The organism is Synechococcus sp. CBW1006, from assembly GCF_015840525.1.
GTDB lineage: Bacteria > Cyanobacteriota > Cyanobacteriia > PCC-6307 > Cyanobiaceae > CBW1002.
In genome coordinates, this window is sequence record NZ_CP060396.1 from 1206016 (window position 1) to 1218470 (window position 12455).

Below are 12455 nucleotides of genomic sequence, written 5' to 3' on the forward strand. Positions count from 1 at the left end.
CGGTGTCCAGAGGCGGCCGGGCTCAGCCCAGCCCTTCCAGTCGCCCCCGGGCCAGCGTCGCCTGAGCTTCGGCTTCGGCCAGGTTGGCGCGGCACTCCGCCACCACCTCCGGGGGAGCCTTGCCGGCGAAGTTGGGATTGGCGAGGCGGCTGGCCAGGCCCTTGATCTCCTTCTCGGCCTTGGCGATGTCCTTCTCGAGGCGGCCGCGCAGGGCATCGAGATCCACCAGGCCCTCGATCGGCAGCAGCACCTGCAGTTCGCCGCTCACGGCGGCGAGGCAGCGTTCGCTCGCCGCAGCCTGGGTTGAGGCAGCTGGATCGCGCACCTCCACGGAGGCGGCGCGGGTGAGGGCGGTGATGTCGCCGCTGGCTGCGTTCAGCACCGCCGCCAGCTCCGGCCGTCCGGTGACGAACACCACCGGCGCCGGTTGGGAGGGCTTGAGGCCGGCCACGGCCCGCAGGTTGCGCACCACCCGGATCGCCTCGATCAGTTCGGCGAACTGGGCTTCCAGGGGGGCGTCAAGGGCGGCCTCGTCCACGGCGGGCCAGGGCTGCAGGGCCAGGAAGGTGCCCTCGGGTGCGCCGGTGAGCCCGTGCCAGAGCTCCTCGCTGAGGTGGGGCATCAGCGGATGCAGCAGCACCAGCAGCTCCGCCAGCACCTTGGCGAGCACCTGGCGGGCGACGCGCTGATCGGCCAGGGCTGCCGCGCTGAGCGGCTCGCCCGGGGTGCAGGCCTCGCTGGCAGGGCGGGGATTGAGCCGCCGCTTGAGCAGCTCGATCGTCCAGTCGCACACCTCATTCCAGGCGAACTCGTAGAGCCCCTTGGCGGCTTCCCCGAGGCCGTAGCTGCTGTAGCGCTCGGCCGTTTCGCGGTTCACCCGCGCCAGGCGCGAGAGGATCCAGCGGTCCGCCAGGGTCAGCGCAGCCGGATCGGGATTGCCGAGGCTGGCGGGGGTCTCCCCCCCGAGATTCATCAGGGCGAAGCGGGTGGCGTTCCAGAGCTTGTTGGCGAAGTTGCGGGCCGCCTCCACCGTGGCGGAGCTGCCGTCCTTGCGGTCGTAGTCGAGGCGGATGTCCTGGCCGGCGCCGGCCACTTCGCGCACCAGGGCGAAGCGCAGAGCGTCGGCGCCGTAACGCTCGATCAGGGGCAGGGGGTCGATGCCGTTGCCCGCTGACTTGCTCATCTTGCGGTTGTTCTCGTCCCGCACCAGGCCGTGAATCATCACGTCACGGAAGGGGATCCAGGTGTCGCGGCCGCCGACCGGTACCTCGCCCTCCTGCAGAAAGGCGCCGGAGAGCATCGTCATCCGCGCCACCCAGAAAAAGATGATGTCGAAGCCGGTCACCAGCACGCTGGTGGGATACCAGGTGGCCAGATCGGCGGCGTTCTCGTCGGGCCAGCCCAGGGTGGAGAAGGGCCAGAGGCCGCTGGAGAACCAGGTGTCGAGCACGTCGGGGTCCTGCTCCAGCTGCAGCTCCCGCCCGGCCGCCCGGCTGGCTTCACCGAACTGGGTCTCCGCTTTGGCCTGGGCTTCGGCCGCATCGCGCGCCACCACGTAGGGGGTGGCGTCGGTGATCACGCCGCCGGTCTCGCTCACCACGAACCAGGCGGGGATGCGGTGGCCCCACCAGAGCTGGCGGCTGATGCACCAGTCGCGGATGTCGGTGAGCCAGTCGCGGTAGACCTTCTCCCAGCGCTGGGGCACGAAGCGGGGCTCACCGCGATCAAGGGCCTCGCGGCAGCGGGCCGCCAGCGGCTCGGCTCGTGCGAACCACTGGGTGGAGAGCAGCGGCTCCACCGGCACCTTGCCCCGATCCGAGAACGGCACGCTGTGGCGGTGGGGTTCCACCTTGACCAGGAAGCCTTCGGCCTCCATGGCGGCCACCACCGCCTGGCGTGCCTCGAAGCGATCCAGCCCTGCGAAGCGGCCGGCCGCGGCGTTCATGGTGCCGTCCTTCGCCATCACCGTGATCAGCGGCAGGCCATGGCGGCAGCCGATGGCGAAGTCGTTGGGGTCGTGGGCGGGGGTCACCTTGACGCAGCCGGTGCCGAAGGCGGGATCGACGTGCTCATCGGCCACGATCGGAATCTCTCGGCCCACCAGCGGCAGGGTGATCGTCTGGCCCACCAGGGCGGCGTAGCGGGGGTCGGTGGGGTGCACCGCCACGCCGGTGTCGCCCAGCAGGGTTTCGGGGCGGGTGGTGGCGACCACCAGGTGATCGACGCTGTCGGCACCGTTCTCGCTGCCATGGGCGGCTGAACCCTTGGCGCCAGCCGTGAGCGGATAGCGGAAGTGCCAGAGGTGCCCGTCGAGCTCCTTCATCTCCACCTCCAGATCGCTCACCGCCGATCCCGAGGCCGGGCACCAGTTCACCAGGTACTCACCCCGGTAGATCAGCCCCTGCTCGTGCAGGCGCACGAAGGCCTCCACCACGGCTTTGTTGAGACCGGGATCGAGGGTGAAGCGCTCCCGCTTCCAGTCCACCGAATAGCCCAGCCGCCGCAGCTGCCCCACGATCGTGCCGCCGCTCTCGGCCTTCCAGCTCCAGGCGCGCTCGAGGAAGGCGTCGCGGCCCAGGTCATCCTTGCTGCCGCCCTCGGCCTTGATCTGCTTCTCCAGGATCGACTGCACCGCGATCGAAGCGTGGTCGGTGCCGGGCAGACACAACACGTTCTTGCCGCGCAGGCGCTGGAAACGCACGATCGTGTCGATCAGGGCCGTCTCGAAGCCGTGGCCCATGTGCAGGCTGCCGGTCACGTTCGGCGGCGGAATGACTACCGAGAAGGGCTCACCCGGTGCGTTCGGATCGGGGTGGAAGGCACCGGCCGCTTCCCAGGCCGCCTGCCAGCGGGCTTCGGTGCCGGCCGGGTCGTAGGTCTTGGGCAGGGCCGCGTCAGCAGCCGCAGGGCCGGCGACGGTCACGGCCTGGGAGGCGGAATCAGGGGTGGCCTCGGCCATGGAAACGGTGCACCGGCGGTGGTCCCATGGTCTCAAAGCGACCCTGTCCCTGCGCTTGCTTCGGCGGCGCCCCAGCTCAGCCTGTCGCGAGCCTCGCCAGGTAATCCTCGAGCCGACCCGCATTGATCCAGCCGGTGGCGATCGTTTTGGTATGGGTGTGACTCACCCGCCCCCGGTGAATGTGGGAGAGCCCGGCCGGAAAGATCACGAGCTTGCCCCGCTCGGCCTCCTCGTGGTGCTCCTGCCAGTGGAACTCGGTGCCCCCCTCCGGCAGGCTGTTGCCATAGAGGATCCAGGCGAGCACGCGGCGATTCGGCTCGGTGGCCTCCTCGCTCAAGGTCCAGTCGCAGTGCCAGCTCCTGAAGCCTTCCCCGGGGGCGTAGCGCTGCAGGTTGAAGATCGGGTTGACGAACAGGGCCTGCTCCGGGCAGCACTGGCGCAGCAAGGGACGCTCTTTCAGGTACTGGTTCAGACCGGCGGTCACGCCGCGCACGATCACCTCCGCGAGGGCAAAGGCCTCCGGATCGCTGCGGTCGATGGCCACCAGGCTGATGTCGGTGGAGATCTTGTCGGGCTCCTGGTCGCCGCCGGCCGCTGCCGCGCCCTGCCCTTCTGCGCTCCGACCCTCTGCGCCACCTGAGGAGAAGGCCACACCGCGGCGGTGCAGGTCGGGGCGGCGATCGAAGAAGGCGATCACCCCATCGGCGAGGGCTTCGTATCCGGCATTCCGGTAAGAGGCGATCAGGCGCATGGGCCTTCTCCAGCCGTGCCGTCCGTGCCGGCCGCGCTGCCGGCGGCGTGTCCGTTCCCATTCTGGGCCCAGGGCACCGCCAGCACGGCCTCCAGGGCCTGCCAGCGCTCCGGCTCCACCACCCGCTCTCTCAGGCCCAGCTGCTTCAGGGCCGCTGCCGCCAGCTGCTGATCCACCGGCCCCTCGCCCGTCAGGGGCAGCACCAGCACCTGCTGCTCGGCCGGATCCGCCATCACCTGCAGACCGAGATCCTCCAGCTCCCGCTCGAAGAACAGGCGCCGCATCCGGCGGGTGAGCACCGGCCCCAGGGCGGCAGCGAAGGCCTCCAGGTCATCGCGCTCGCGGCCGGAGCCGCAGTTGAGCGCCAGCCAGATCAGCAGCTTCGCCCAGCTGTCGCGGGTCCACAGGGGCGCAAAGCTCTGGCGGTGCTGACGCACCAGTTCGGCGATGGCGAAGTCGAACAGGGTGGCCTGCAGCGCCGCAGCTGAGGCCTGGGAATCGGAAGCCATCGGCCCATCCTCCCGCCAAGGTCGCCGCCAGCGGGCAAACTGCAGAGGCAACGTCCCTGGAGACGCCTGATGCCCCTGGATCTCAACGACCCGGAGCTCGAGTTCGCCGATCTGGTGACCGCCTACCAGAGCTGGGTGATGGCCGTCATCAACGACGAGAAGCTCGGTGGTGAGCCCCTGCTCACCGAGGACATCGCCGACGATGCCCTGAATGCGATGCGCTTCCTGCCCGATGTGGTGACCAGCGCCATCGAAACCACCCTCGCCCGCGTCTACGACGTCGATCCCGACGAACTGGCCTCGCTGCTCTACCCCGAGGACTGACCCGCGTGGCCGCCGACGCCTACGTGCTCGGAACCGAGCCACCCGAGCGGGAGCGGCTGCGCCTGCAGCATGAGGTCTGGTTGCCCCTGGCCCAGGCGGCCTGGGAGAGGGCCCAGCTGGCACCGGGTCAACGGGTGCTCGATCTGGGGGCAGGACCGGGCTTCTGCAGTGTGGAGCTTGCCCGGGCGGTGGGGGCGAAAGGGCGGGTGCTGGCGCTGGAGCACAGCGACACCTACGTGGACCACGCCCGTGCGGCGGCGGCTGCCGCCAACCTCGCGCAGCTGGAGGTGCGCCGCCACGATCTCGCCGGCGATGGCCCGTTCGACTGGGGGCGGGAGGCCGGCAGCTTCGATCTGGCCTGGAGCCGCTGGCTGGCCATGTTCCTCCCCCGGCTGGAACCCTTTCTGGCCCTGGTCGGGGAGGGGCTGAGGCCGGGCGGCCGCTTCGTGGCCCATGAATACATGCACTGGGACACGTTCGCCCTTCATCCCTATGGCGAGGCCGTGGACCGCTTCGGCAGGGCCGTGCGGGCCAGCTTCCGCGAGGCCGGTGGCGATGAGGATGTCAACCGGCGCCTGCCGGCCCTGTTGGTGAGCCGTGGCTTCCGCATCGACGATCTGCGGCCCCTGCCGGTGCTGGGACGTGGCGGCGATGGCTGGTCTCAATGGATGGAGCGGTTCGTGAGCCTCTACGGCGAGGAGCTGATCCGCCAGGGCCGCTGGAGTGAGGCCGATGCCGAGGAGGCGGTGGCGGAAATGGCGGCGGCACGCTCCGATCCCGGTAGCTACTGGGTCGGGCCCACGGTGCTCGAACTGCGGGCCACGCGGGTGGGCACCTGACGGATGGCTGAGCGGCCTTGGCAGAAGCGACGCTTGCAGCTGTGGCTCCGGCACCATTCCCCTGTGGCCCTGCCCCTGGCGTTGTTGCTGCTGGTGATCGGGGGCTGGTCGCTGAAGAGCGCGGTGCAGTGGCTCGGCAGGGATGCCGATTCCGCCAGCCCTGCGCTGCGCTCGAAGCTGCAGGGCATGGCCCTGGAGAGCCTGGAGTCGGTGTCCGGTCCGCCGCTGAGGGGCACCCTCTACATGGGAATCGTGATCGACCCGGACCGCATCCTCAACCCTGAGGCCTATGGGGATCTGAACAAACGGGTACAAAGTCTCACCAATGCATTCCGCACCGTTCATCCCGGCGTGACGGTGCAGGTGCAGTTGTTCCGCAGTGACAGCGTCATCCCGAAACTGAAAGCCAGGGTGCGCAGCGGTCTCGGTCCTGACCTGCTGGTGGCCAGTGGACTGATCGCCGGTGATCTGCATGCGATGGGCCTCTCCGACTCTGTGCAGCTGACGACGCAGGAACAGCAGCAGTTCCATCCGGCATCCCTTGCTCGCCTGCGACTGCCGAATGGGCGGCTGAGCGGCGTGCCTCTCTTGTATTTCCCAGAGGTGATCTGCTTCAACCGCAGCAAGGTGAAGACCAGTCCAGCCACTCTCGAGGAGCTGCTGCAGGCCAGTGCAGAGGGCCTGCGGGTGGGGCTGGCCACCAATCCGATCAACATCTATTGGACGGCCGGTGCCCTCGGTGCCAATCAGGCTCTCGTGACGGTGATGCGGGGCAAACCACTCCAGCCGGAGCTGCGCCAGCGGCTGCTGGGCTGGCTGCGCTGGTTGCAGTCCGCCAGCCTGCAGCAGCGGGTCACCTTCTATGCCGATCAGGGGCAGGTGCTGGACGACTTCCTCCACGACCGGCTCGACTGGATCAGCTGCAGCAGCACCAACTTCTCGACCCTCCAGCGCCAGCTGGGTCCGCGGCTGGGGGTCGCGACCATGCCATCCGGCCTCGGCGGTGAGCCCACCCCGATTTCGCGGGAGCGGGTGATGGTGCTCGGCAAGGGCTCCAGCCCGGATCAGCGCCGGATTGCCAAGGCGATGGCGAGCTTTGCGATCAATCCCCTGATTCAGCGCAGCATGACGATCGGCACCTTTTCCCTGCTGCCGGTGAACCGGTTCGTGCCGCCACCGGTGAGCAGCTCCTCGACCCTGGAGGCGCTGGTGGAATCCCAGCGCCAATCGAATGCCACAGAGCCGCTGCTGGATCTGCTCCATGCAGGCGATCCCCGTCTGGAGGCGCTGGCCCAGACCCTGGTGCAGCTGGTGTTCGGTGCCCTCAGCCCTGAGGCGGCCACCGAGGCCCTGATCCGCGATCTCCGGCCTCTGCCTTCCCTCCAGGCCAGCCGATGATGCAGTTGCTGCAGGATTTCTTCGGCTGGTTCGGTTATCTCGAGCGGCCCTCCGTGCTGGGCCAGATGTTGCTGGTGCTCCTGCCCCTGGTGGGGCTGCATCTGTTGCGAAGGCGGTTGCGCCGCCGCTCTCCTCTGGTTCCTCTGCTTCTGCCCCTCACCCTGGCTCTGATCGGTCTGGGAACTGGCCTGCTGGCCTGGGCTGGTCAGCCCTACGGGTTGGCCCTGCTTCTGCTGCAGCTGCGTGCAGCCTGGTTCGGCCTGGATCTGCTGCAGCTCCTGCTGACGAAGGTGCTCCCCTCCGGACTCCTGCATCAGCTGCAGAGTCGTCTGATTCGTCCGGCTTTTCTGCTGCTGGCGGGGATAGCCCTGATCGACCAACTCGACACCCTCGACGACCTGGCGCTGATCTCAGTCGGCACCTGGTTCGGAGTACCGCTGGATCTGAGCAGGCTGTTTCTGGCGCTGGTGATCCTCTATCTGGTGGTGGTGGGCTCAGGCCCTCTGGCTGCGGCCCTGGCCCTGTTGGTCAAGAAGGTGCTCGAGATCGATGAGGGCAGTCGCCGTGCCGTGCAGTTGCTGTTCCGCTACCTCGTGGTGGCGATCGGCGTGGTCTGGGTCTGCAGCCATCTCGGGCTCAACGCCACGGCGATCCTGGCGATCGCCGGCGGGCTCTCGGTGGGGCTGGGCTTCGGCATCAAGGAGGTGTTCTCCAATTTCGTCAGCGGCCTCTGGCTGCTGTTCGAGGGGTCGGTGCGGCCCGGTGCAGTGCTGTTCATCGATGGGGATCCCTGCGAGGTGCGTAGCCTCGGTCTGCGGGCGGCGGTGCTCTGGCGCGACCGCGACAACGCCGAGCTGGTCATCCCCAACCAGACCTTCTTCACCAGTACCACCACGACCTACACCGGCAGCGATCGGATGCGGCGCTCCCAGGTCAGTGTGGGAGCGGCCTATCGCCATGATCCCGAGCAGGTGGTGGCGCTGCTGGAGGCCACGGCCCGTGCCCAGGCGCGTGTGTTGCCCTCGCCGCCGCCCAAGGCGCTGGTGCTGGCTTATGGCGAATCGTCGATCGATTATGCCCTGCGTTTCTGGATCGCCAATCCGATGGACAACGTGTCGATCTGCAGCGAGGTGAATATGGCGGTCTGGAAGGCTTTTGACGCGGCGGGCATCGAGATTCCCTTCCCCCAGAGGGTCGTCAAGACCATCGAGGCGCCCAGTCCCGTGTCCGTTCCTCCCGCAGCGCCTGATCGATAGGGTTCGGGCACCTGCCTGATCCCGATGAGCACGCTGCCGTCCGCTCTTTCGGGACGCCAGGCCCACCCGGCCGATGCCCTGGCCGATTCCCATGCCCGCGCCGGCCCGGAGCTGCTGGCCAGCCTCGACAGTGATCCCACCGCTGGCCTCACGGCCCATGAGGCGGAGGCGCGGCTGCGGCGCCAGGGACCCAACACGCTCACCAGCCGCGGCGGTCAGCCGGCCTGGTTGCGCTTCCTGGGCCAGTTCCACGATCCGCTGCTCTACACCCTGCTGGCGGTGGGGGCGATCAAGGCGCTGATCGGTGATCCGCGCGAAGCCCTGGTGATCTGGAGCGTCACCCTGATCAATGCCGTGATCGGCTACGTGCAGGAGAGCCGGGCCGAAACCGCCATCGCCGCCCTGGCGCGCGCGGTGCGTACAGAGGTGACCGTGATCCGCGGCGGCCAGCCCCGGCGTCTGCCCTCCGAGCAGCTGGTGACCGGTGACCTGGTGCAGCTCGAGGCCGGCGACAAGGTGCCGGCCGACCTGCGCCTGCTGCAGTCCCGTGCGTTGCGGGTCGATGAATCCGCCCTCACCGGCGAATCCCGGCCCGTGGTCAAGGGCACGGCCGCCGCGCCCCTGGACACCCCCCTGGCGGAGCGCAGCGGCATGATCTATGCTGGCAGTTTCATCACCGCTGGCCAGGGCGAGGGCCTGGTGGTGGCCACGGCCGATGCCACCGAGGTGGGACGCATCTCCACCTCGCTGCAGGAGCAGGTGAACCTGAGCACGCCGCTGACGCGGCAGTTCGCCCGCTTCAGCACCACGATCCTGCGGTTCATCCTGGTGCTGGCCCTGCTCACCTTCCTGGTGGGACTGCTGCGGGGCCGTGCTCCGGCCGAGATGTTCGACGGCGCGGTGGCCCTGGCGGTGGGGGCGATTCCGGAGGAACTGCCGGCGATCGTGACCATCACCCTGGCGATCGGGGTGAACCGGATGGCCCGCCGCAACGCGATCATCCGCAAGCTGCCGGCGGTGGAAGCCCTGGGCAGCACCACGGTGATCTGCTCCGACAAGACCGGCACCCTCACCCAGAACCGGATGACGGTGCGGGAGGTGTACGCCGGAGGGGTGGTGCTGCGGCTGGAGGAGCTCTGGCCCGAAGCCCCCGAGCCTGATGCGGCCGATCCCCTCGCCGCCAACGTGGCCCTGCGCGAAACCCTGCTGGCGGGTCTTCTCTGTAACGACGCCCGCCCCAGCCACGATCAGACTCTGCTGGGGGATCCCACCGAGACCGCTCTGCTGGTGGCGGCCCAGGTCGCCGGATTGGATCGGGACCGCTCCCTCGATCGCCATCCGCGCCGCGATGCCATTCCCTTTGCGGCGGAGCAGCAGTTCATGGCCACCCTGCACGGCAATCAGCGGATCCTGGTGAAGGGATCGGTGGAAACCGTGCTGGCCCGCTGCAGCCACCAGCTGGGGGCCGATGGCCGCGAGCAACCGCTCGTGGCGCCCACGATCGAGGCGGTGGTCTCGGCCATGGCCGGCCGCGGTCAGCGGGTGCTGGCCTTTGCGGTGGGGCGGGCCGAACCGCGCCAGACGCGGCTCGAACCCCACGACGTGGCTGCCGATCTGGTGTTCCTGGGGATGCAGGGCATGCTCGATCCGCCCCGTCCGGAGGCGATCCAGGCGGTGGCGGCCTGTCAGGCCGCCGGCATCACCGTGAAGATGATCACGGGGGATCACCTCGAAACCGCCCGTTCGATCGCCCGTCAGATCGGCCTGGGCCGGCCCGCAGCCGAGGGGCAGGGGTCTGAGGTGCGGGCCCTGGAGGGGCGAGAGCTGGAGGCGATGAGCCCCGAGCAACTGGCGGCCTGTGTGGGCGACACCGATGTCTTCGCCCGCGTGGCTCCGATCCAGAAGCTGGCCCTGGTGCGGGCCCTGCAGGCCGGTGGTGCCGTGGTGGCGATGACGGGCGATGGCGTCAACGATGCCCCTGCCCTCAAACAGGCCGATATCGGTATCGCCATGGGCCGCGGCGGCACCGAGGTGGCCCGCGAAGCCGCCGACATGCTGCTCACCGACGACAACTTCGCCTCGATTGAAGCGGCGGTGGAGGAGGGGCGCGCGATCGCGCTCAATCTGCGCAAGACCCTGGCCTTCGTGCTGCCCGTGAATGGAGGCGCCTCGATGACGATCCTGTTTGCGGCCCTGTTCGGCCTGGAGCTACCGGTCACGGCGCTGCAGGTGCTCTGGCTGAACATGATCAACGCCCTGCTGATGTCGGTGCCGCTGGCCTTCGAGCCCAAGGCGCCCCTGCTGATGCAGCAGCCCCCCCGGCCACCGGGCCAGCCGATGCTCACCGCCGCCCTGATCCAGCGGGTGCTGCTGATCTCCCTGTTCAACTGGGCGCTGATCTTCTCGCTCTTCTCCTGGGGACAGGCGCAGGGCGGCTCTCTGGCGCTGTCGCGCACCATGGCGATCCAGGGATTGGTGCTGTCGCAGGTGGTGTATCTGCTGAGCATCTCCCAGATCGGCAAGCAACCGATGCGCTGGATCCGTCATGGCTGGCAACAGTTCACCCTGTCACCGGTGTTGATGCTGGGCCTGGGTCTGGCTTTGCTGTTCCAGGTGGTGTTCAGTCAGCTCGGCTGGATGAACGCCTTCTTCGGAACGGCACCGTTGGGCATGACGGAGTGGTGGATCTGTGCATTGCCGATGCTGCCGATGATTCCGCTGGCCGTTCTGGCGGAGTGGCTCGATCCCACCACGGGTCGGCATGAACGCCCCGCCAGGTAGTCGGTCGCATCGTGTAGGGCCTCCGTGGCGGCCTGAATGACGATGACCCGCTATGTTTGGTGAGTTCATCACATCGACCCAATGCTCACGGGATCCGATCTACTCGCCAAGGTCAAGGAACTGGGCGATGTCTCCAAATCCGAACTGGTCCGCAGCTGCGGCTACGTCAGCACCAAGAAAGACGGCAGCGAGCGGCTGAACTTCACCGCTTTCTACGAAGCTCTGCTGGAAGCCAAGGGCGTCAGCCTCGGCGACGGTGGCAGCAAAGGCGTGGGCAAAGGCGGCCGCAAGCTGAGCTACATCACCAAGGTGCAGTTCAACGGCAACCTCCTGGTGGGCAAGGCCTACACCGCCATGCTCGATCTCCAGCCTGGCGACGAATTTGAGATCAAGCTTGGCCGCAAGCAGATCCGCCTGGTGCCGGTCGGCAGCACGGACGACGAGGATTGAGCCGCCAATCGGCTTGACCCCGAAGGGCGGCGGGTTGCAGTGGCGCCTGTCCTGCTTCCCGCCTGCCCGTATGCCTTGCTTGTCCGGCAATCACTCCAGCTGCAGCGTGCCCCGGGTGCGCTGGCGTCGCTCGAAGTCCTGAGACTCATAGCGGGCCATGCAGTCTCCCTGAGGCACCAGCAGGCAACTCACGTAATCCGAGGCTTCCACAAGTGCCGCACGGATCGCTTTCGCCGCCGGTGTGCGTTGTGTTTCGCTGCTGTTGTTGCCGAAATTCAATGTGCCTGCGGCGCCGGTGAGTGCCTGGCCTGTCCGCCCCATGTTCGGTGCCAGATAGAGAGCCAGTCCGGCCGCCGGCAGGAGACTCCCCCCTGATTCGCGCGCCTCGCTCACATTGCTCGCCCGTCCTTCAACGGTGCGACGGCCCACCACCTCGCCGCTGGTGCTGTCGACCACTCGCACATCGATCGCCACGTAGTCCTTGGTTTCGAGCTGCTGTTTGCGAGTGCCGAAGCCCAGCAGGCCGAAGTTGCTGCCCGAGCTCTTGCTATCCACCGTTGAGTCGTAGGAGGTCACGGTGCCAAGCACGATGTAGCGCGCCCCGGTCATTCGCCCTTTCTGTGCCGCATTCGTGCCCTGGCGCACAATGCCAAGCTCAGTCAGTTCCTGCTCTGACAGCACCTCCTGCAGTTGCTGCCGCTCCACCACCTGCAGGGTGCCGGTGGCCTGCAATTCGTTGGCCAGTGCCGCGGCCAGATCCGTCGCCACAGGGCCCTGCCACCACCAGGCTGGCTGTGTCACGGTGTTCTTGAAGTTCGGCACCGAAACGGTGGGTTTGCCGCCACGGATCGCCTGCTGGGCATTCGCGGCGGGCGAGCCCAGCAGCAGAGTCAGCAGGGGCAGGGCGAGGGACAGCCGGATCCAGGGCGCCGCCATGGGTTGTGTGGTCATCTGCGGGTTCAACTCTGCGGAATGTTGTCGTTCTGGCCCTCAGGGACTCTGCGCTGCATGGCTGGTGTCCCCCGACGACCACTCCGCATTCTGCGAGTCCTTCTCCCCCGCTTGCCTTGGTTGGAGCGTCAGTTGCCAGGCTGGTGTCAATGCCCGAACTGGACGAGGCTGGGCGGCATTCCGTAGTGACGCCCACGTTCCAGGGGGCCAACGGTTCGGTTCACTGGAGTCACTCAG

The 12455-nt window shown here is 68.1% G+C and carries 10 protein-coding genes; 6 read left to right on the forward strand and 4 right to left on the reverse strand.

Going from position 1 to position 12455, the window contains the following annotated elements; all coding sequences use genetic code 11:
* Positions 1-22 precede the first annotated feature (22 nt).
* From H8F26_RS05795 to H8F26_RS05805, 3 genes are all read right to left on the reverse strand, one after another.
* Complete coding sequence (locus tag H8F26_RS05795) at positions 23-2959, reverse strand: valine--tRNA ligase (RefSeq protein WP_231605488.1); 2937 nt, start codon at positions 2957-2959, stop codon at positions 23-25.
* Positions 2960-3035: 76 nt separating this feature from the next.
* Entirely contained in the window at positions 3036-3710 is a 675-nt protein-coding gene (locus H8F26_RS05800; protein ID WP_197158183.1) for a 2OG-Fe(II) oxygenase, read from the reverse strand.
* Positions 3701-4219 (reverse strand): protein phosphatase, encoded by a 519-nt coding sequence (locus H8F26_RS05805; protein ID WP_197158185.1) that lies wholly within the window; start codon positions 4217-4219, stop codon positions 3701-3703. Before H8F26_RS05805 ends, H8F26_RS05800 begins: the two co-directional genes overlap by 10 nt.
* Positions 4220-4288: 69 nt before the next feature.
* Between H8F26_RS05805 and H8F26_RS05810 the strand changes: the two genes are divergently transcribed.
* From H8F26_RS05810 to H8F26_RS05835, 6 genes are all read left to right on the forward strand, one after another.
* On the forward strand, positions 4289-4543 hold the full coding sequence (locus H8F26_RS05810) for a hypothetical protein (protein ID WP_197158187.1): 255 nt from the start codon (positions 4289-4291) through the stop codon (positions 4541-4543).
* Positions 4544-4548: 5 nt separating this feature from the next.
* On the forward strand, positions 4549-5382 hold the full coding sequence (locus tag H8F26_RS05815) for a methyltransferase domain-containing protein (RefSeq protein WP_197158189.1): 834 nt from the start codon (positions 4549-4551) through the stop codon (positions 5380-5382).
* A gap of 3 nt (positions 5383-5385) precedes the next feature.
* Positions 5386-6780 (forward strand): extracellular solute-binding protein, encoded by a 1395-nt coding sequence (locus tag H8F26_RS05820; protein WP_197158191.1) that lies wholly within the window; start codon positions 5386-5388, stop codon positions 6778-6780.
* Positions 6777-8036 carry a mechanosensitive ion channel family protein gene (locus H8F26_RS05825; protein WP_197158193.1) on the forward strand — a complete coding sequence of 420 codons (1260 nt, stop codon included), beginning with the start codon at positions 6777-6779 and terminating at the stop codon, positions 8034-8036. Before H8F26_RS05820 ends, H8F26_RS05825 begins: the two co-directional genes overlap by 4 nt.
* A 24-nt stretch (positions 8037-8060) precedes the next feature.
* Complete coding sequence (locus H8F26_RS05830) at positions 8061-10817, forward strand: HAD-IC family P-type ATPase (protein WP_197158195.1); 2757 nt, start codon at positions 8061-8063, stop codon at positions 10815-10817.
* Positions 10818-10898: 81 nt separating this feature from the next.
* On the forward strand, positions 10899-11267 hold the full coding sequence (locus tag H8F26_RS05835) for an AbrB family transcriptional regulator (RefSeq protein WP_197158197.1): 369 nt from the start codon (positions 10899-10901) through the stop codon (positions 11265-11267).
* 90 nt (positions 11268-11357) lie between these two features.
* On the opposite strand, the gene H8F26_RS05840 is transcribed toward H8F26_RS05835, so the two are convergent.
* Positions 11358-12218, reverse strand: coding sequence for a CsgG/HfaB family protein (locus H8F26_RS05840; RefSeq protein ID WP_197158199.1), 861 nt, complete (start codon positions 12216-12218; stop codon positions 11358-11360).
* Positions 12219-12455: the final 237 nt, after the last annotated feature.